The organism is Mesorhizobium sp. NPDC059025 (assembly GCF_042739655.1).
In the GTDB taxonomy this organism is placed as follows: Bacteria; Pseudomonadota; Alphaproteobacteria; order Rhizobiales; family Rhizobiaceae; genus Mesorhizobium.
In genome coordinates this window covers 826,085-845,388 of sequence record NZ_JBHYIM010000001.1, presented here as the reverse complement: position 1 = coordinate 845,388, position 19,304 = coordinate 826,085, and the positions used below count along the sequence as shown (strand labels likewise).

Below are 19,304 nucleotides of genomic sequence, written 5' to 3'. Positions count from 1 at the left end.
GCACGACACTTCAGGCTGTCGGTGCAGTGCTTTCGATTGGCTTTCCGGGCTGGGCCTTGTAGCCGGAGACGGCATTGCCGGCATCCGGCGACAGCCGCATGAAGGACAGCGCCGCGAGCGCCGCCACCACCGCGACGATGAAGAAGGCGATGTGGAAATCGCTCAGGGTCAGTGGGCCGCCATGCAGCTTGGTGGAAACCTCCAGGATGCCGCCGGCCAGGGCGACACCGAGTGCGATATTCAGCTGCTGCGCCACCGCCGTGATGGGGGTTGCCTTTGACGTGTCTTCGGCCGGGATCTCGGCGAAGGCCAGCGCGTTGACGCCGGTGAAGAACATCGAACGGATGAAGCCGCCGACAAGCAGCACGGCCAGCATCAGCAGATAGGGCGTCGTCGGGGTGAACAGCCCATAGACGGCAATGGATACGGCCGCCAGCAGCGAGCCCCAGATCAGGACACGGCGGAAGCCGGCGACACGGAACAGCCAGGCGGTGACGAACTTCATGCCGATGGCGCCAAGCGCCGAGACAAAGGTGATCATGCCGGACTGGAATGGTGACAGGCCGAAGCCGATCTGGAACATCAGCGGCAACAGGAACGGCACCGCACCGATGCCGATGCGAAACAGGCCGCCGCCCAGGACCGAGGCGCGAAAAGCCTGGTTCTGAAACAGGTCGAGCGCCAGCAGCGGGTTCCTGGCGTGGCGTGCGTGCCAGAGATACAGCCCGCCGCAAACCACGCCGACGATCACGGTGACGAAGCCTATGATGGGCGGCAGCGCCGGCAGGCTGACCACCGAAAGTCCGAAAACGATGCCCGAGGCAGCGAGGCCGCTCAGGAGGAGGCCGACATAATCGAGCGGCGGCGTCTCGCCGGGCGGCGTTTCAGGCAGGTAGCGGGTCGCCAGAACCATGCCGACAATGCCGATCGGCACATTGATCAGGAATATCCAGTGCCAGGAGAAATAGGTGGTGATGAAGCCGCCGACGGGCGGGCCGACGAGGGGGCCGACCAGTGCCGGTATGGTCAGCCAGGACATTGCGGCGACGAGATCGCTCTTCGGCGTTGCCCGCACCAGCACCAGGCGCCCGACGGGCGTCATCATCGCGCCGCCCATGCCCTGGAAGAAGCGGGCGAGCACGAAGGTCTCGAGCGAATAAGATGCGGCACAGGCAACAGAACCCAGGATGAACACGGCGATCGCCGCCCGGAACACATTGCGCGCACCGAAGCGGTCCGCCATCCAGCCGCTGATCGGGATGAAAATGGCGAGCGCCACCAGATAGGCGGTGAGCGCCAGCTTGAGCGCGATCGGGCTCGTTTGGATGTCCGTCGCGATCGCCGGCAGCGATGTGGCGATGACGGTGGAGTCCATGTTCTCCATGAACAATGCGACGGCCAGAACGAGCGGAATAGTTCTGTTCACGAAAAATCTGAACCTTGAAACTGCGGCAGGATCAATTGCCGACGCCGATATCACGGCAATGCCGTTGCGTCTCATTTGGTTCGGTCACTTTTGTGCGACCCGGTCGGCATTGCAAGCGTCCAAGGCTGTATGCGATCATTCCAGAGCTGACGCAAACCGGAGACGGGCACTATTTTTTGGCCGCGACCTCTTCTGCATAACGGCGCGTTTCGGCGATACGCTGAGGCGTCGCTGGATGCGTGGAGAGGAAGCCATTGTCGGAGGAATCGCCCATCTTGTCCCGCAGCACCTCGAAGAAACGTGTAATCGCAAGAGGATCGTGACCAGCTTTGTGCATCAGTTCGACGCTGTAGCGATCAGCTTCAGCCTCGGCACTGCGTGAGTACGAAAGAGCCAGCACGGCTGAGCCTTGCACCAGAACATCCTCGGTTCCGGAACCGATGTCTCCACCGATGAACATGATCAGCGTGGCGAGGCCGGCGGCACGGTAGAGTTGCCTAAGGCTGTGCCGGTGATCGACATGGCCGATCTCATGAGCGAGCACCCCGAGTACAATTTCATCGTCTTGTCCGGCCAGTTCAACGAGCTCATCCGTCAGGACAACTGTGCCGTCCGGCAATGCAAATGCGTTCGGACCGATGATGCCACCCTTGCGGAAATTGAGGGTGTAGCGGGTTGGCTGGCGATCATCACCTTGGATTCCGTGCGGCGTGAACGCTGCGATCTGCATGAATTTTTCGACCAGCGCCTTTTGCCGCTCGACCGCCAATCCGCTTTCGCTGAACACGGTCCTGTCAAGAGAAACCAAGGCACTTTGGCTCATAAGCTGCGGCACTACAGGTGGCGTCACAAGCACGGCGACTTCGACGAGGGCGGGCACGGCAAAACGATACAGCGCAAAGCAGAGGGCTATTGCCAATGCCACGAAAACGAAAAGGCGCGGGTGAAACCGCTCGAGCTGATGAATCAGGTTAAAATGGCGCCTGACATGCGGTTTCATCAGAGCGTCGATGCCATCGTTATCCGCTGTTTCGAAAACACCTTGGTCAGCAAAAGTGATGTAGCGGGGTATTGAGCCGATCCGGTCAGAGATTTGAAGCGTTGATAGCGGCAGGGACACGGCAACGCCTTCTCCCTTCACCGACATCGTTGCAGAATCGTCAATGCCCAAGACTGCAGGCGTTGCCTTGGCGGAACCCGACAGGCGCCAGAGACCTGAGACGGTTTTCTGGATGACCTCAGAAGCCAAAGTCGAAGCCTTCAACATCCATGAATTCAGCCCCTACTGCGGAACCGGTGTCACGCACCGCGCCGATATAGCTGTCGAGCGAGCCGACCACATGCAGGCCGGTATGATCTGCCAGATAACGCGCCATGCGGACCGCCGCCCAAGGGCGTGCGAGACCGAGCGTGAAAATCGTTGCGAGGAAATTCGTGATGGCGATCCACGCATAGCGCCACTTGCCGAGCTCTGACATGAAACGGTGCCGCTGGTCGAGCACGGTTGTATTCAAAACGACGTTGCGGACGCCAGCCTTGTAGAGCAACGCAGGCAAGGTATAGACCAGAAACAGACCGAGCAGGATGCCGTATATCGCCAGCACGAGACCGGGGTGTACCACTCCATCCTGCGGCACTTCGAATGCGCCGTAAGCCGCGCCTATAACCGTGACGAGGAAACCAAGGACGGCTAGCCCGGCGACAGTCAGGATGGCTGGCAGCCACCAGTGCCGATAAAGGTCGCCTATCCTTGGATCCGATGCGATCGGGCGATCTCCGTAGGTCAGATTATCAAGCAGATAGTGCCAGCTCCAGCGGGACGCGTAGGGAGCGAAGATGCCAAGCGATATGCCTGCCACGAAGCCAGACAGAACGAACGCTCGAAACGCTCCCCAGTAACCGCCATTGAAGTTCAGCCGTACGTTGCGATAGCTCGTCACGCGAGCATTGAATCGAAGGCCACGCATGATGAACCAGGGTATTGCCGTGAAGAAAACCAGCACAAAAAGCAAGCCGACAACCGGGAACACATTCAGCAGGACATTGTACACGATCAGAATCAGGACCACGATGATACGGCCGAGCAGAATCTGCGTTGGTTTGGCGTGATATTCGAAACTCGATCCGGCGAGATAGGTGTTGCCGTAGAAGTAGCGTTGGCGCCGGACCTTGGCCCAGGCCGAATAAATACCGAGCGTGATGATCGTCAAAAGCACATTGACGATCCAGATTCCAAAATACTCTCCGGCTCGACCTTTGAAGGAAAAACGCTCCAGGTTGCCAGGTACATTTCTGTCCACAGCGACCCCAGCTTGACCTTCTCGCCCCCATTGAATGCTTGTCATGAATTTCGCCGCCCCTCTCGCGCCGGAAACTGTAACTGCGCGATGTAAAGCAGTGCGGTTGCAATCACGCAACTGGCCACAGCTGGGCCACAAGAGTTCACGCGACATTCGTTGTGACTTCCGACATAGGCGTTGTCGCTTTCCATCGGCGATCAGACGTGTTACCAGCCACCGCCAATCCTGAAAGGGAACTTCGAGTCGGCGCACCCATCCGGGTCAGCGCCCGTTTCGCATTTAAACAAGGATCGGCAATGGCAAAGATCATCGAGACCGCTACCGGCGCCCTGGCGCTGACCTTCGACGACGTCTTGCTGCAGCCGGGACATTCCGAAGTGATGCCGGGCGAAACCGATATCCGCACACGCATCGCCAACGACATCGAACTCAACGTTCCCATCATCTCGGCCGCCATGGATACGGTGACCGAAGCGCGGCTGGCCATCGCCATGGCCCAGGCCGGCGGCATCGGCGTCATCCATCGCAACTTCACACCCGCCGAACAGGCCGAGCAGGTCCGGCAGGTGAAAAAATTCGAATCGGGCATGGTGGTGAACCCTGTCACCATCGGCCCGGACGCGACCCTGGCCGATGCGCACGGATTGATGCGCCACTACGGCATTTCCGGCATCCCGGTCGTCGAGAACGGCGGCACCGGCGGCCAGATCACCGGCCGACTGGTCGGCATCCTCACCAACCGCGACGTGCGTTTTGCCTCCAACCCGGAGCAAAAAGTCTACGAACTGATGACGCGCGAGAACCTGATCACCGTCAAGGAAAACGTCGATCAGGACGAGGCCAAGCGCCTGCTGCACCAGCACCGTATCGAGAAGCTGCTCGTCGTCGACAAGAAGGGCAACTGCGTCGGCCTCATCACCGTCAAGGACATCGAGAAGTCGCAGCTCAACCCGCATGCCACCAAGGACGCACAGGGCCGCCTGCGCGCGGCTGCGGCAACCAGCGTCGGCGACGACGGCTTCGAGCGGGCCGAACGCCTCATCGACGCCGGCGTCGATCTCCTCGTCATCGACACCGCTCACGGCCATTCGCAGCGCGTGCTCGACGCGGTGACCCGGGCCAAGAAGCTTTCCAATTCCGTGCGAATCATCGCTGGCAACGTCGCCACGGCGGCCGGCACCCAGGCGCTGATCGATGCCGGTGCCGACGGCGTCAAGGTCGGCATCGGCCCAGGCTCGATCTGCACCACCCGCATCGTCGCCGGCGTCGGCGTGCCGCAGCTTTCGGCGATCATGTCGGCGGTGGAAACGGCCGAAAAGGCCGGCATTTCGATTATCGCCGACGGCGGCATCAAATATTCGGGCGATCTTGCCAAGGCGCTGGCGGCTGGCGCCAATGCGGCGATGATCGGTTCGCTGCTTGCCGGCACCGACGAAAGCCCCGGCGAAGTCTATCTGCATCAGGGCCGTTCGTTCAAAGCCTATCGCGGCATGGGTTCGGTCGGTGCGATGGCGCGCGGTTCAGCCGATCGCTATTTCCAGGCGGAAGTGCGCGATACGCTGAAGCTGGTTCCGGAAGGCATCGAAGGACAGGTGCCCTACAAGGGCCCGGTGGCCGGCGTGCTTCATCAGCTGGCCGGCGGCCTGAGGGCGGCGATGGGTTATGTCGGCGCCCGCGACCTCGGCGACCTGCGCGAACGGGCGACCTTCGTACGCATCTCCAATGCGGGCCTGCGCGAAAGCCATGCGCATGACGTGACGATCACGCGCGAAAGCCCCAACTATCATGGCGGCGCCTGAGCCGCAGACTGCCTGGGACGGGCGAGGGCAGTTTTGCCCTCGCGATCAGGATTTCAGGTCGAAGACGGCGATCCTGCGCTTCTCGAACTTGATGCCGATTTCGCCGCGCACCAGCCGGAGCGCGGCATCGCCGAACACGGCACGACGCCAGCCTTGCAGCGCTGGCACGTCGGCATCCTCGCCTTCAGCGGCAATCCGGTCGATGTCGTCGCTCGTCGCCAGCACCTTGGCGGCAACGCCCTGCTTCTCGGCAACGATCCGGAGCAGCACCTTCAGCAATTCCGATGCTGCACTTGTGCCTTCCGGCGGCTGAAACACCTTCGGCAGTTTCGGCATCTCTTCCTTGGGACGCGCCAGCGCCGTGTTGACCGCTTCGAGCAGCGACGTCGCCGTGGCGGAGCGCTCCCAGCCCTTCGGCGTGGTGCGCAGACGGCCGAGCGCATTGGCATCGCGCGGCGCCTGTTGCGCGACCTCATAGATCGCGTCGTCCTTCAGCACCCGTCCGCGCGGCACATCGCGCTCCCGCGCCTCGCGCTCGCGCCAGGCAGCGACGGCCTGCACCACCGCCAGCTCCTGCGGTTTGCGCAACCGCATCTTCAGCCGCTTCCAGGCATCCTCAGGATGCGGGTCGTAGGTCTCGCGGGAGGTAAGCACCTCCATTTCCTCGTTCAGCCAATGGGCGCGATCCTCACGGGCCAGCTGTTCTTTCAGATGCTGGTAGACGTCGATCAGATGGGTGACGTCGGCCAGGGCGTAGTCGAGCTGCTTGTCGGAGAGCGGACGGTGGCGCCAGTCGGTGAAACGCGACGACTTGTCGAGGCGGGCCCCAGTCACTTTCTGCACCAGCTGATCGTAGGAGACGCTGTCGCCGAAGCCGCAGACCATCGCGGCGACCTGGGTATCGAAAACAGGATGCGGAACGAGATCACCAAGATGGACGATGATTTCGATGTCCTGGCGCGCGGCGTGGAAAACCTTGACCACTTTCTCGTTGCGCATGAGATCGAAGAACGGCTTCAGGTCCAACCCCGGAGCGAGCGGATCGATCAGCGCGGTGACGCCGGGAGCTGCCATCTGGATCAGGCAGAGCACGGGCCAGAACGTGGTTTCGCGGATGAATTCGGTGTCGACGGTGACGAATTCGGATTTGGCGAGTTCGCGAACAACCGCATCCAGTTCGTCTTGGGTTGTTATCAGATGCATCAAAATCTCATTGGCAAGGAATGCGATCTTGTCTCGCCTGCCGACCGCCTTCGTCAAGTCGTCTATAGGCGCAATCTCGCCATAGGCGGTGTATATCGGCCTTTTTCCCGCCAGATTTGAAACCGCTGAGTGGGAATCGCAAACATTGCTGCGAAACAGAACCAGAAAAGGTGTTCTGCGCGCAGTCCTGCCAGCCTTTGTTCAAGCGAAATCTCAGGTGTCCACATGGCGACGTTGACCGTAAGCGCGGAAGTCGATGAGGAGATCGCCGATATGATCGGCGAGGGGCTGGACGAATACAATGTCGCGAAAGGCGGACCGTACAACCATGAACAGGTCTGGATCTTGGCGCGCGATGACGATGGCAGCGTCCTGGGTGGCCTCAAGGGCCACATCGAATATTCCTGGATGTTCGTCGATTGGCTGTGGGTCAGCCCCGTCAACCGCAAGGGCGGCCTTGGCAGCCGGTTGCTCGGCAAGGCAGAGGTCATCGCGCGCGAACATGGCTGCCTTGGCGCATATCTCGAGACTTTCTCCTTCAAGGCACCGGAGTTCTACAAGCGGCACTGCTTCCAGGAATTCGGTCGTATCGACGACTATCCACCCGGACACGCAACCATCTGGCTGAAGAAGCAATTCTGAGCAGCCGCAGCTCCGGCAAAACGACCGGTGCGACGGGATAGTCCTTCAGTTATCGCGTTCACCTTGACAAAAGCCGGCTTGCATGCGCTTTTCGCGCCAATTTTCGGGCATGGCGCGCACTGCGCCGCCCCGTTTGCTTGAACCCCTGAAATCTTGGAATGGCAGTCCTATGCATCGTTACCGCAGCCACACCTGTGCAGCCCTCAGGAAGTCGGATGTCGGCCAGAATGTCCGGCTCTCCGGCTGGGTCCATCGCGTACGAGATCATGGCGGCCTGCTGTTCATCGACCTGCGCGATCACTACGGCCTGACCCAGATCGTCGCCGACCCGGATTCGCCAGCTTTCAAGGCGGCGGAGACCGTGCGTGGTGAATGGGTGATCCGCGTCGACGGCGACGTGAAGGCACGCACCGCGGAAACCGTGAACTCCAACCTGCCGACCGGCGAGATCGAGATCTTCGCGCGTGAGATCGAAGTGCTTTCGGCTGCCAAGGAACTGCCGCTGCCGGTGTTCGGCGAGCCGGATTACCCCGAGGACGTGCGCCTGAAGTACCGTTTCCTCGATCTGCGTCGCGACACGCTGCACAAGAACATCGTCAAGCGCACGCAAGTCATTGCGGCGATGCGCCATGAGATGACGGCCGCCGGCTTCGCCGAGTACTCGACGCCGATCCTGACGGCCTCTTCCCCGGAAGGTGCACGCGACTTCCTGGTGCCGAGCCGTATCCATCCGGGCAATTTCTACGCGCTGCCGCAGGCACCGCAGCAGTACAAACAGCTGCTGATGGTGGCGGGCTTCGATCGCTACTTCCAGATCGCGCCCTGTTTCCGCGACGAGGATCCGCGCGCCGACCGCCTGCCAGGCGAATTCTACCAGCTCGACCTCGAGATGAGCTTCGTCACCCAGGAAGACGTCTGGAACACCATGGCGCCGCTTATGACCTCGGTGTTCGAACAGTTCGCCGAAGGCAAGCCGGTGACCAAGGAATGGCCGCGCATCCCCTATGAAGAGGCGATCCGCAAATACGGCTCCGACAAGCCAGACCTGCGCAACCCCATCGTCATGGAGCAGGTGACGAGCCATTTCGATGGTTCCGGCTTCAAGGTCTTCGCCAACATGATCGCTTCGAACCCGAAGGTCCAGGTCTGGGCTATCCCGGCCAAGACGGGCGGTTCGCGTGCGTTCTGCGACCGCATGAACGCTTGGGCGCAGCAGCAGGGTCAGCCCGGCCTTGGCTATATCTTTTGGCGCAAGGAAGCCGACAAGCTCGAAGGCGCCGGCCCGCTCGCCAAGAACATCGGCGAGGAGCGCACCGAGGCGATCCGTACCCAGCTCGGCCTGGATGACGGCGACGCCTGCTTCTTCGTCGCTGGCGAGCCGGACAAGTTCTACAAATTTGCCGGCGAGGCACGCACCCGTGCCGGCGAGGAGCTGAACCTTGTCGATCGCGACCGCTTCGAGCTGTGCTGGATCGTCGACTTCCCGTTCTTCGAGTGGAATGAGGACGAGAAGAAAGTAGACTTCGCGCACAACCCGTTCTCGATGCCGCAAGGCGGCCTGGAGGCGCTGAAGAACCAGGATCCGCTCACCATCAAGGCCTTCCAGTACGACGCCGTCTGCAACGGCTTCGAGATCGCTTCCGGTTCGATCCGCAACCAGTCGCCTGAGACGATGGTGGCGGCCTTCGAAAAGGTGGGGCTGAGCCAGCAGGACGTGGAAGATCGCTTCGGCGGACTCTATCGCGCCTTCCAGTACGGCGCGCCGCCGCATGGCGGTGCGGCGTTCGGCATCGACCGCATCATCATGCTTCTGGTCGGCGCCAAGAACCTGCGCGAGATCTCGCTTTTCCCGATGAACCAGCAGGCGCAGGACCTGCTGATGGGAGCACCGAGCCCGGCGACGCTGACGCAGTTGCGCGAACTCGAACTGCGCGTAACGCCGCAGAAGAAGGACGCCTGATCAGCCACCGCGCAACCAACCGATCAAAAGGGCTCCGAAATCCGGAGCCCTTTTTTGTGGTGCCGAAACCAGCGTTTTGACGGGTCAGTGCCTGGAGTGATGTTTGGGCTCGTAGCGCCCGTCCGCGGTCTTGTCGAACAGCTCGTTGATCTGCGGGTGCCGCACGGGCTCCCCGGAATCGTCTTCGAGCAGATTCTGCTCCGAGACATAGGCGATGTACTCGGTCTCCGAATTCTCGGCCAGCAGATGATAGAACGGCTGATCCTTGCGCGGCCTGACTTCCGCGGGGATCGATTCATACCACTCTTCGGTGTTGGCGAATTGCGGGTCGACATCGAAGATTATGCCGCGAAACGGAAACAGCCGGTGGCGAACCACCTGTCCGATCGAGAATCTGGCTGTTTTCATCACACTCACCACACAACTTTCCATTGTTATTTGGCGCAGGAACCATCGCAATTCAATCCTGCCAAGCTTGCACCTCCTCCGATCAGCCTATAGGCCGGGCTGAGAATCGTCGGGGAACGGCATGTCGGAAGTCATCGGTCTGGTCCTGCCGTTCTTCGGATTGATCTTCCTGGGTTTTCTGGTGGCGCGCCTGACCAGGCAGCCGTTGGAGGCGCTGGGATGGATGAACACCTTCATCGTCTACGTCGCTTTGCCGGCGCTGTTTTTCCAGCTTCTCGCCAAGACCCCGTTCGAGAAGCTGACCGAATGGAACTTCATCCTCGGCTCTGTCTTTTCGACCTATGTCGTCTTTTCCCTGATGTTCGCCGCTTCCGTCATCCTGTCACGCGGCGAGATCGCTCAATCGACCATCAAGGCGCTGGCCGCGGCCTATGGCAACATCGGCTACATGGGCCCCGGCCTGGCGCTGCTCGCCTTCGGCGAACAGGCGGCGGTACCGGTAGCGCTCATCTTCTGTTTCGAGAACATCATCCACTTCGCCGTTGCGCCGATGATGATGGCGCTGTCCGGCGGCGAAAAGAGGCCTGCGCCCGAGCTGATCCTGGATGTCATCCGCAAGATCGTCCTTCACCCTTTCATCATCGCTACGGCAATCGGCGTCGCTGCCGCCTATTTCCAGTTTCGACCACCGCTGCCGGCGGAAAGGCTGCTCGTCTATCTGTCGAACGCGGCCGCTCCCTGCGCGCTGTTTGCGATGGGGGTGACGCTGGCATTGCGGCCCTTGAACCGTGTCCCGGCCGAAATGCTGCCGATCGCGCTGCTCAAGCTCATAGTGCACCCGCTGCTCTGCTACGTGGTGTTGAGCGCCGTCGGCAATTTCTCGCCGGCCTGGCTGTTTTCAGCGGTGCTCCTGGCTGCCTTGCCGACGGCAACCAACGTCTTCGTCATCGCCCAGCAATATGGGGTGTGGGTGCAGCGCGCTTCAGCCAGCGTACTGATCACCACCTGCCTGTCGGTGTTTACCGTGACGGGGCTGCTTTATCTGATCCGCAACGGCATCCTACCGCCGGACCTGTTCCCTTAATCCGCCGGCTATCGCCGCGAACCCGCTGCCGGGGCGGAGCCCCTCGCGCATGAAAAAAGCACGCAGCGGCGCAAACCCACCAAGCAGGCCAAGGCCTGCGCTGCGCGCCATCTGCGCGGGCAGCATGTCTGAAAGCAATGACATGTTGAGCAGATTGACGGCTCCGCTTCTGGCCAGGATGTCGGGCCGCCGCTTGAAATCGTAGGCAGCGAGCGCCGCGATGGCACCAGGGTCGTCCCGATGTTTCGATGCAACGTCGATGAGATCGTCGATATCCCGGATGCCAAGGTTGAGCCCTTGTGCGCCGATGGGTGGGAAGACATGTGCGGCTTCACCAACCAGTGCGATACGTCTTGCGGCGAAACGCAGCGGCGTGGTGGCCGAGAGCGGATAGATCTGTCGGCCAGGCTCGACACTGACACGGCCGAGCATCGACTGCATGCGTTCCTCGACCTTGACCGAGAGTACAGCATCATCGAGCGCCGCCAACTCCTCGGCCATTTCCGGCTCGACCACCCAGACCAGGCTCGATCGGTTCCCGGGCAGGGGAACCTGCGTGCACGGGCCTGTCTCGGTATGGAATTCGGTCGAAACGAAATCATGCTCGACACGATGGGAGAAATTCAGCACGAGCGCAGCCTGCGGATAAGTGCGCCTCGCGGTCGTTATGCCGGCGGCTTCACGCGCCGGCGACAGGCGGCCGTCGGCGGCAACGGCAAGGGCGCCGGAAACGGAAGTGCCGTCAGCGAGCAGTGCTGTTGCAGCATCCTTTTCAAGAGACCAGCCGGCGACCAGGGACTTGCGCCATTCAATCCCGGGCGAGGCTTCAACCGCCTTGGCCAGCGTCGGATTGAGCACATTGTTTGGAAAGTTCAGGCCGAATTGCTCCTCGTCGATCTCGCTTGCACGGAAGGTGACGACCGGACTGCGGATGAGGCGTCGCGTGGCATCGATGATGCGCATGATTTTGAGCGGAGCAGCCACGGCTCGCAATTCGTCAAGAATGCCGATTCTGTCGAGTACTTTCAGCGCGGGGTTCATCAGCGCAGTCGTGCGGCCATCGGAGACATTGGCGTCTGGCCCGACGAGTGACACCGGAAAACCGGCATGGGCAAAACCAAGAGCCGCGATCAGGCCAGCCGGACCGGTGCCGGCAACGATGATATGGGCATTGGAGTCTGACATCGGCACTCGCTGTGTTCTCTGCTGGCGGATCGGAGAGTGTCCGGTGGCGGTCGACCTGCCATGAACAATGCATATAGTGCAGCCGTACTTGCATGATCAACGTGGCGATTCAGCCTATGAGCAATTCTAGAAAAAGTGTGAAACGGCTTTCCGTCCGGAATTGCGTGAGAACAAGGAAAGAGAGAGAGTTTCCGCGTTTCCGTGAAACCGGAAACGCTCTGTGACCGGCCAGAGCGACGATTTCAGCCATCTCGACCGCGTCGGGCGAACCATTGCCGGTGTCGGCACGAGGCCGTTTTTCCTGGTCCTGCCGGCCATTGCCGGTGCTGTTCTGCTGGCATGGCTTCTGCTCGCCGCGATGGCGGTCCGCAATGTACAAGCCGGATTTGCCGGTGCAGTTCCAGGTGGTGGCCTGCTGCAGGATCTGCCGGCAATACCGCTGCCCGATTTCCTTGCGCGTTTCATGGCAATGTGCGTCGGGCCGGCTCCATTCCAGGTCGCTTCCGCCGGTCAATTCTCCGCCTTGATCCTGATGTGGTGCCTGATGGCGGTGGCGACCATGTTGCCTTCGGCGGCCCCGATGATGCGCACCTATTGCGAAATCGCCGACACCGCCCGCATCAAGGGTGAACAGGTGGTGCATCCCTCGATCCTGGTGGCCGGCTATCTGGCGGTCTGGCTGGCGGCGTCGGCGGGTTTTGCTGCCCTGACGCTGGGGTTGCAGATGGCAGACCCCGACCGGCAGACGTTTGGCCCCGCCAACGGCATCGTCGCCGCCTTGTTGCTCGCCGTCGCCGGCCTCTATCAATTCAGTGGATTGAAAGAAGCCTGCCTCAAGAAATGCCGCCGGCCGTTTTCCATTCTTTTCGCCCGCTGGAGCGACAAGCCCTGGCGCATATTCCGTCTGGGGCTTGAGCAGGGAATATGGTGTCTTGGCTGCTGCTGGGCACTGATGCTGGTGATGTTCGCCGTCGGCATCATGAATTTGTTCTGGATGGTGCTGCTCGGACTGTTTGCCATCCTCGAAAAACAAGTGAATGGCCGCCTGCCCAGCCGGATCGCCGGAACGATACTGCTTGTATGGTCCGGCGCCCTGCTATTAGTGTCCCTGTGACAGAGGGACACGAGGCAATGACCGACCACAGCTGGGCAATGAAGGGCGAGCTTGTACTCTCCTGCAATTGCACGGTTTTTTGCCCTTGCGTGCTGTCGCTCGGCAACCATCCGCCAACGGAAGGTTATTGCCAGACCTGGGCGGGTTTTCGAATCGATGCCGGTCATTTCGGCGAAGTCGATCTTTCCGGCCTGAATCTCGGGCTGATCATGGAAATCCCGGGCTACATGAGCCGCGGCAACTGGACCGCCGGCCTGTTCATCGACAAGCGGGCATCGATCCACGCGGTCAAGGCGGTGACGCGTATTTTCACCGGCAAGGCCGGCGGCACGACCTCGCTTTTGTCGATCCTGGTGGGGAAGTTCCTCGGCGTCGAACAGGTGCCGATCAGCTATGAGACGCAGGATCGCACGCGCATCTTCCAGATTCCGAAGATCATCGATGGCGCCATCACGCCGGTTCCCGGCAAGGCACGCGGCAAGGACACGGTGATCAGCAACTCGGAATACTGGATCGCACCGGAGATTATCGTCGCGAAGTCCGACAAGAGCCGCATGCGTGCCTTTGGCCGCAACTGGAATTTCGCTGGCCGCTCGGCCGAGATCTGCAAGCTGGATTGGCGGGGCCCGTGACGAAGAAAACAACTGCGAAAAAGCTCGCCGAGCGTATCCCGCGCCCGAAGAAGAAGGTGACCTGGCCGCAGGCGAGGGCGTTCTCCGTCCACCTGCTCACCGCATCCGGCTCGTTCCTGGCCTTCCTGTCGCTGGTGGCGGCAAGCGAGGAACGCTGGACAGCGATGTTCTGGTGGCTCGGCCTTGCCCTGTTCGTCGACGGCATCGACGGACCGATCGCGCGCAAGCTGGAGGTGAAGGAAATTCTGCCGACCTGGTCGGGCGAACTGCTCGACAACATCATCGATTACGTGACCTATGTCCTGATCCCGGCCTTCGCCTTGTATCAGCGCGGCTTCATGGGCGAGGGGCTTTCATTCCTGTCGGCGGCAATCATCGTGGTGTCCAGCGCGATCTACTATGCCGATACCGGCATGAAGACGAAGGAGAACTTCTTCAAAGGGTTCCCGGTGGTGTGGAACATGGTGGTCTTCACGCTGTTTGTCATTGAACCAGGGCAATGGGTGTCCTTCGCCGTGGTGGTGATCGCCGGCGTCCTCACCTTCGTGCCGATCAATTTCCTGCACCCGGTCCGTGTCGTGCGGCTGCGGCCCGTGAACCTGACCGTTACGCTGCTCTGGTGCGCTTTCGGCGCGCTGGCTCTGGCGCAGTCGGCCCTCGCCAGTTTCTACAATCAGATCGGTGTCCTGGGCGAACAGGTCAGCCTTTTCACCAAGATCGGCATCAGCATCACCGGCATCTACCTGTTCTGTATCGGCGGCGTCATGCAGTTCTTCCCGAACCTTGGCGCCAGGAAAGTGTGAAGATGAGCAAAGCTATCCGCATCCACGCCCATGGCGGTCCCGAAGCCCTGGTCTATGAAGACGCCGATCCGGGTCGGCCAGGCCCCGGCCAGATCCTTGTCAGACACACGGCGATCGGTCTCAACTTCATCGATGTCTACTTTCGCACCGGGCTCTATCCGGCCCCGAATGGTCTCCCGTTGATTCCTGGTGGCGAAGCTGCCGGTGTGGTGCTGGAAATGGGCGAAGGCGTCAGTGGGCTCAAGCCAGGCGACCGCATCGCCTACGCGATCAATATCGGTGCCTATTCCGAACAGCGCGTGATCGCCGCCGACCGTGTGGTGAAGATCCCGGATGATATCAGCGACGAGCAGGCTGCCGGCATGATGCTGAAGGGCATGACGGCCGAATACCTGCTGCGGCGCACTTTCAAGGTCGGTCAGGGCGATACGATCCTCTATCATGCCGCCGCCGGCGGCGTCGGGCTGATCCTCGGGCAATGGGCCAAGCATCTCGGTGCCACAGTGATCGGCACTGCAAGTTCCAGGGAAAAGGCCGACCTCGCCAAGGCACACGGCTATGACCACGTCATCGACTACGGGACGCAGGACTTCGTCGCCGAAGTGGCCCGGCTGACCGATGGCCGCAAATGTGATGTGGTCTATGACTCCGTCGGCAAGGACACTTTTCCAGGCTCGCTGGACTGTCTGCGCCCGCTTGGCACCTTCGTCAGCTTCGGCCAGTCATCCGGGCCGATCCCGCCCTTCAACATCGCGCTCCTGTCCCAGAAGGGATCGCTGTTTGCCACTCGACCGACACTGTTTGTCTACAATGCCAGACGCGAAGATCTCGAAGCTTCGGCCAAGGCGTTGTTCGACGTGGTGGCGAAGGGCATTGTCGAAATCAAGATCAACCAGACTTATGCCTTGAAAGATGCCGGCAGAGCCCAGGCCGACCTTGAAGGACGCAAGACGACGGGAACGACTGTGCTTGTTCCATGAGCCTTCAACCGGCGTTTTGCTGAAATTCTTGAAGCTCTTTCAATTTGCGTGCCGCTATCGGAGTTAAGTCGCTGCTGCCTACGATGATCGCGGGAACACAGAACATATTCGGGAAAACCGAATGGGAGGCACTGTGAGTGCACAAGAAGCCGCCACGAGCCTGCTCGAGGTTCGCGGGCTGACGAAGGTATTCGGCACGCTGACGGCGTGCGACCACATCGACCTCACCATCCAGAAAGGCGAGATCCACGCGCTCCTCGGCGAGAATGGTGCTGGCAAGTCGACGCTGGTGAAGATGCTGTTCGGATCACTGGAACCCCATTCCGGAGAAATCCGCTGGGACGGACAGCCGGTCAAGATGACCAGCCCGAGCGTGGCAAAAAAGCTCGGCATCGGCATGGTATTCCAGCATTTTTCATTGTTTGAAGCGCTTACCGCAGCAGAAAACATTGCGCTCTCGCTCGACGATGGCGCCCCGATCGGCTCGATCGCGGCGAAGGCCCGGGCGCTGTCCTACTCCTATGGACTGCCGCTCGATCCGGACTCGCTTGTCGGAGACCTTTCCGTCGGCGAGCGCCAGCGCATCGAGATCATCCGCTGCCTGCTGCAGGCACCGCAACTGATCATCCTCGACGAGCCGACCTCCGTGCTCACGCCGCAGGAAGCCGACAAGCTGTTCGAAACGCTTGAAAGGCTGCGCGCCGAAGGCAAGTCGATCCTGTACATCTCGCATCGCCTGGAAGAGGTGAAACGCCTGTGCGACCGGGCAACGGTTCTGCGCCACGGCAAGGTTGTCGGCCATTGCAACCCGCGCGAGGAAACGGCTTCGTCGCTCGCCCGCATGATGGTCGGCAACGAGGTGAAGGCTGCCGAACGGACACCGATCACGCTCGATGGCGCGCAGGAACTGCTCAGCGTCTGCGGCTTGAGCCGAAAGCCCGCCGGACCGTTCTCCATGCCGCTGAAGAACATCTGGCTTTCCGTGAAGGCTGGCGAGATCCTCGGCATCGCCGGCGTTGCAGGCAACGGCCAGGGTGAACTGTTCGAGGCATTGTCCGGCGAAGCGCAGCAAACGAGTGCCGATGCCGTGCGCATTCGCGGCAAGGACGCCGGCAAGCTTGGCATCACCGGGCGTCGTCTGCTGGGGGCCGCCTTTGTGCCGGAAGAGCGACTGGGCCACGGCGCGGCACCGCGCATGAAGCTTTCGGAAAATCTGCTGCTCTCGCGCTATGCGACCGACGGCAAGGCATTTGTCGGTTCGGGCGGCATGGTCAAGGACGGTGCGGTCTATGAAGCAGCACAGCGCATCATCAAGTTCATGGACGTGCGCAAGAGCGCGCCCGATCCCGAAGCTGCCGCGCTTTCAGGCGGCAACCTGCAGAAATTCATTGTCGGCAGGGAGCTGGATCGCCAGCCGACGGTGATGGTCGTCAACCAGCCGACCTGGGGTGTCGATGCCGGTGCCGCCGCCCACATCCGCCAGGCCTTGATCGAACTGGCGCGTGGCGGCTCGGCCGTTCTGGTCATCAGCCAGGATCTCGACGAACTGTTCGAGATCTCCGATGCCATCGCGGTGATGCACAATGGCGAACTGTCCAAGCCTATCCCGATCGCGGAAGCGACCTTCGAAAGGATCGGCCTGCTGATGGGCGGCGCCGAACCCGGTCACGTCGAGCATAGACTGGAGACCGCGTGATGCGCCTGGAACTCGTCAAGCGCCCGCAACGCTCCGTGCTGTTTTCGGCGCTATCGCCCTTCATCGCCTTCGGATTGACGATAGTGGCAGGCGCGATCCTTTTCGCGCTGCTCGGCATCAATCCGCTCACGGCCTTCTACACCTACTTCGTTTCTCCGATCACCGAAGTGTGGCAACTGCACGAGCTGGCGATCAAGGCAGCTCCGCTGATCCTGATCGCCGTCGGCTTGTCCGTCTGTTTCCGCTCCAACATCTGGAACATCGGTGCCGAGGGCCAGTTCGTCTTCGGTGCGATCGCGGGGTCCGCCATACCCGTACTCTATCCGGATTTGCAGGGCCCATTCGTGCTGCCGCTCATGCTCCTGATGGGCATGATCGGCGGTGCGGCCTATGCCGCGATCCCTGCATTCCTGAAGACCCGGTTCAACACCAATGAGATCCTGACCAGCCTGATGCTAGTCTATGTCGCACAGCTTTTCCTCGACTGGCTGGTGCGCGGGCCCTGGCGCGACCCCAAGGGTTTCAACTTCCCGCAGACCGTGCAGTTCAACCCGTCAGCCGTGTTGCCTGAGTTGATGCCGATGTCCGGCCGAGCCAATCTGGGCTTCGTCTTCGCGCTTGTCGCCGCGGTCCTGGTCTGGATCCTGATGAGCCGCATGCTGAAAGGCTTTGAAATCCGCGTGCTGGGCTCAAGTCCGCGGGCAGGGCGGTTCGCCGGCTTCTCGTTCAACCGCATGGTTTTTTTCGCCTTCATGCTCTCAGGCGCCCTCGCGGGGCTTGCCGGCATCTCGGAGGTTTCCGGCGCTATCGGCCAGCTGCAGCCCTCGATTTCTCCGGGCTACGGCTTCACGGCCATCATCGTCGCCTTTCTTGGCCGTTTGAATCCGTTGGGCATCGTCGCCGCAGGCCTGGTGCTCGGCCTGACCTATCTCGGCGGAGAGGCGGCGCAGAGCGTGCTCGGCATCTCCGACAAGGTGGCGCGTGTCTTCCAGGGCATGCTGTTGTTCTTCGTGCTGGGCTGCGACACGCTGATCCACTATCGCATCCGGCTTGTCGGCCTGGCACCAGCCCCCAAGATCGACGCTTCGCCGAAACTGGAAGAGGCTCACTGACATGGATATCACTGTCAGCATTCTCCTGACGATCGCCACGGCGGCAACGCCGCTGCTGATCGCGGCTATCGGTGAACTGGTGGTCGAGCGCTCCGGCGTCCTGAACCTCGGCGTCGAAGGCATGATGGTGATGGGCGCTGTCGCCGGCTTTGGTGCCGGTCTGCTGACCGGCTCGCCCTGGATCGGCCTCCTTGCGGCCGTCGTGGTCGGCGCGCTGTTCTCGCTGCTGTTCGCGGTGATGACGCTGTCGCTTGCCACCAACCAGGTCGCGACCGGCCTGTCACTGACCCTTCTCGGACTTGGACTGTCCGGCATGCTTGGAACCAGCTTCGTCGGCCTGCCAGGCGAACGCCTGCCAAATCTCTACATTCCGGTGCTGACTGACCTGCCGGTGGTCGGCAAGTTGCTGTTCGGCCAGGACCCGATCTTCTATATCTCGATCGCGCTGGTGTTCGGCGTATCCTGGTTCCTGTTCAAGACCCGCACCGGGCTCACCTTGCGCTCGATCGGCGACAGTCACACATCGGCCCATGCGCTGGGCATCCAGGTCATCAGATATCGTTATCTGGCAGTGATGTTCGGCGGAGCCTGCGCCGGTCTTGCCGGCGGCCACCTGTCGCTGGTCTATACACCGCAGTGGGTGGAGAACATGACGGCCGGCCGCGGCTGGATCGCGCTGGCCCTGGTGGTGTTTTCGTCCTGGCGGCCACTGCGCGTGCTCGCTGGCGCCTACATCTTCGGTGCAGTCTGGATCGGCCAGCTGCACGCGCAGGCCTTCGGCATACCGATCCCGTCGCAGTTCCTGTCATCGCTGCCCTATCTCGCCACCATCATGGTGCTCGTCATCATCTCGCGCAACAAGCGTCTCACCATGATGAACACCCCCGCATCGCTCGGCCAGGCTTTCGTTCCGGATCGTTGACAACACAGAAAAAGACCAGCATAGCAAGGTTAATCCAG

At 61.3% G+C, this 19,304-nt stretch carries 17 protein-coding genes; 11 read left to right on the top strand and 6 right to left on the bottom strand.

What is annotated here, in order from left to right:
* Positions 1–10: 10 nt before the first annotated feature.
* The 3 genes from ACFWYE_RS04035 to ACFWYE_RS04025 all read right to left on the bottom strand — a co-directional run bounded on the left by ACFWYE_RS04035 (position 11) and on the right by ACFWYE_RS04025 (position 3,771).
* Positions 11–1,426 carry a DHA2 family efflux MFS transporter permease subunit gene (locus ACFWYE_RS04035; RefSeq protein WP_379109705.1) on the bottom strand — a complete coding sequence of 472 codons (1,416 nt, stop codon included), beginning with the start codon at positions 1,424–1,426 and terminating at the stop codon, positions 11–13.
* 169 nt (positions 1,427–1,595) lie between these two features.
* Positions 1,596–2,693, bottom strand: a complete 1,098-nt coding sequence (locus ACFWYE_RS04030; RefSeq protein WP_379109703.1) for a M48 family metallopeptidase — start codon at positions 2,691–2,693, stop codon at positions 1,596–1,598.
* Positions 2,665–3,771 carry a YjgN family protein gene (locus tag ACFWYE_RS04025; protein WP_379109760.1) on the bottom strand — a complete coding sequence of 369 codons (1,107 nt, stop codon included), beginning with the start codon at positions 3,769–3,771 and terminating at the stop codon, positions 2,665–2,667. Before ACFWYE_RS04025 ends, ACFWYE_RS04030 begins: the two co-directional genes overlap by 29 nt.
* Positions 3,772–4,022: 251 nt before the next feature.
* Here ACFWYE_RS04025 and guaB point away from each other — a divergent pair, with 251 nt between their 5' ends.
* Positions 4,023–5,525: an IMP dehydrogenase gene (guaB, locus tag ACFWYE_RS04020; RefSeq protein WP_379109701.1), complete on the top strand. Its 1,503-nt coding sequence runs from the start codon at positions 4,023–4,025 to the stop codon at positions 5,523–5,525.
* Positions 5,526–5,570: 45 nt separating this feature from the next.
* On the opposite strand, the gene rnd is transcribed toward guaB, so the two are convergent.
* Complete coding sequence (rnd, locus tag ACFWYE_RS04015) at positions 5,571–6,728, bottom strand: ribonuclease D (protein ID WP_379109699.1); 1,158 nt, start codon at positions 6,726–6,728, stop codon at positions 5,571–5,573.
* Between the two features lie 225 nt (positions 6,729–6,953).
* Between rnd and ACFWYE_RS04010 the strand changes: the two genes are divergently transcribed.
* Positions 6,954–7,370: a GNAT family N-acetyltransferase gene (locus ACFWYE_RS04010; protein ID WP_379109698.1), complete on the top strand. Its 417-nt coding sequence runs from the start codon at positions 6,954–6,956 to the stop codon at positions 7,368–7,370.
* Between the two features lie 169 nt (positions 7,371–7,539).
* On the top strand, positions 7,540–9,330 hold the full coding sequence (gene aspS, locus ACFWYE_RS04005) for an aspartate--tRNA ligase (RefSeq protein WP_379109697.1): 1,791 nt from the start codon (positions 7,540–7,542) through the stop codon (positions 9,328–9,330).
* A gap of 84 nt (positions 9,331–9,414) precedes the next feature.
* Here aspS and hspQ read toward each other — a convergent pair whose 3' ends face one another.
* Positions 9,415–9,738, bottom strand: a complete 324-nt coding sequence (hspQ, locus tag ACFWYE_RS04000) for a heat shock protein HspQ (protein WP_180882864.1) — start codon at positions 9,736–9,738, stop codon at positions 9,415–9,417.
* A gap of 121 nt (positions 9,739–9,859) precedes the next feature.
* Here hspQ and ACFWYE_RS03995 point away from each other — a divergent pair, with 121 nt between their 5' ends.
* Positions 9,860–10,822 (top strand): AEC family transporter, encoded by a 963-nt coding sequence (locus tag ACFWYE_RS03995; RefSeq protein ID WP_379109695.1) that lies wholly within the window; start codon positions 9,860–9,862, stop codon positions 10,820–10,822.
* Here the strand turns inward: ACFWYE_RS03995 and ACFWYE_RS03990 are convergent.
* Positions 10,799–12,007, bottom strand: coding sequence for a UbiH/UbiF family hydroxylase (locus ACFWYE_RS03990; RefSeq protein ID WP_379109694.1), 1,209 nt, complete (start codon positions 12,005–12,007; stop codon positions 10,799–10,801). The two genes, ACFWYE_RS03995 and ACFWYE_RS03990, sit on opposite strands and share 24 nt — an antisense overlap.
* 220 nt (positions 12,008–12,227) lie before the next feature.
* Here ACFWYE_RS03990 and ACFWYE_RS03985 point away from each other — a divergent pair, with 220 nt between their 5' ends.
* From ACFWYE_RS03985 to ACFWYE_RS03955, 7 genes are all read left to right on the top strand, one after another.
* Positions 12,228–13,121 carry a DUF2182 domain-containing protein gene (locus ACFWYE_RS03985; protein ID WP_379109692.1) on the top strand — a complete coding sequence of 298 codons (894 nt, stop codon included), beginning with the start codon at positions 12,228–12,230 and terminating at the stop codon, positions 13,119–13,121.
* 17 nt (positions 13,122–13,138) lie between these two features.
* Positions 13,139–13,753, top strand: coding sequence for a DUF1326 domain-containing protein (locus tag ACFWYE_RS03980; RefSeq protein ID WP_379071147.1), 615 nt, complete (start codon positions 13,139–13,141; stop codon positions 13,751–13,753).
* 35 nt (positions 13,754–13,788) lie between these two features.
* The gene (gene pcsA, locus ACFWYE_RS03975) at positions 13,789–14,556 is read left to right on the top strand and encodes a phosphatidylcholine synthase (protein ID WP_379073045.1); all 768 of its coding nucleotides are present in this window, start codon (positions 13,789–13,791) and stop codon (positions 14,554–14,556) included.
* A gap of 2 nt (positions 14,557–14,558) precedes the next feature.
* Positions 14,559–15,536: a quinone oxidoreductase family protein gene (locus ACFWYE_RS03970; RefSeq protein WP_379109690.1), complete on the top strand. Its 978-nt coding sequence runs from the start codon at positions 14,559–14,561 to the stop codon at positions 15,534–15,536.
* Positions 15,537–15,657: 121 nt separating this feature from the next.
* Entirely contained in the window at positions 15,658–17,232 is a 1,575-nt protein-coding gene (locus ACFWYE_RS03965) for an ABC transporter ATP-binding protein (protein ID WP_379109688.1), read from the top strand.
* Positions 17,229–18,344 carry an ABC transporter permease gene (locus tag ACFWYE_RS03960; RefSeq protein WP_379109687.1) on the top strand — a complete coding sequence of 372 codons (1,116 nt, stop codon included), beginning with the start codon at positions 17,229–17,231 and terminating at the stop codon, positions 18,342–18,344. Before ACFWYE_RS03965 ends, ACFWYE_RS03960 begins: the two co-directional genes overlap by 4 nt.
* A gap of 1 nt (position 18,345) precedes the next feature.
* Complete coding sequence (locus ACFWYE_RS03955) at positions 18,346–19,266, top strand: ABC transporter permease (RefSeq protein ID WP_379071135.1); 921 nt, start codon at positions 18,346–18,348, stop codon at positions 19,264–19,266.
* The last annotated feature ends 38 nt before the right edge of the window (positions 19,267–19,304 follow it).

Bases quoted from the DNA above. Each gene is read 5' to 3' on its own strand.
- ACFWYE_RS03955 (WP_379071135.1), top strand. From the start codon at position 18,346: ATGGATATCACTGTCAGCATTCTCCTGACGATCGCCACGGCGGCAACG.
- rnd (WP_379109699.1), bottom strand. From the start codon at position 6,728: ATGCATCTGATAACAACCCAAGACGAACTGGATGCGGTTGTTCGCGAA.
- ACFWYE_RS04030 (WP_379109703.1), bottom strand. From the start codon at position 2,693: ATGTTGAAGGCTTCGACTTTGGCTTCTGAGGTCATCCAGAAAACCGTC.
- ACFWYE_RS04010 (WP_379109698.1), top strand. From the start codon at position 6,954: ATGGCGACGTTGACCGTAAGCGCGGAAGTCGATGAGGAGATCGCCGAT.
- hspQ (WP_180882864.1), bottom strand. From the start codon at position 9,738: ATGAAAACAGCCAGATTCTCGATCGGACAGGTGGTTCGCCACCGGCTG.
- ACFWYE_RS03990 (WP_379109694.1), bottom strand. From the start codon at position 12,007: ATGTCAGACTCCAATGCCCATATCATCGTTGCCGGCACCGGTCCGGCT.
- ACFWYE_RS03995 (WP_379109695.1), top strand. From the start codon at position 9,860: ATGTCGGAAGTCATCGGTCTGGTCCTGCCGTTCTTCGGATTGATCTTC.
- guaB (WP_379109701.1), top strand. From the start codon at position 4,023: ATGGCAAAGATCATCGAGACCGCTACCGGCGCCCTGGCGCTGACCTTC.
- ACFWYE_RS04025 (WP_379109760.1), bottom strand. From the start codon at position 3,771: ATGACAAGCATTCAATGGGGGCGAGAAGGTCAAGCTGGGGTCGCTGTG.
- aspS (WP_379109697.1), top strand. From the start codon at position 7,540: ATGCATCGTTACCGCAGCCACACCTGTGCAGCCCTCAGGAAGTCGGAT.
- ACFWYE_RS03970 (WP_379109690.1), top strand. From the start codon at position 14,559: ATGAGCAAAGCTATCCGCATCCACGCCCATGGCGGTCCCGAAGCCCTG.
- ACFWYE_RS03980 (WP_379071147.1), top strand. From the start codon at position 13,139: ATGACCGACCACAGCTGGGCAATGAAGGGCGAGCTTGTACTCTCCTGC.
- ACFWYE_RS03965 (WP_379109688.1), top strand. From the start codon at position 15,658: ATGGGAGGCACTGTGAGTGCACAAGAAGCCGCCACGAGCCTGCTCGAG.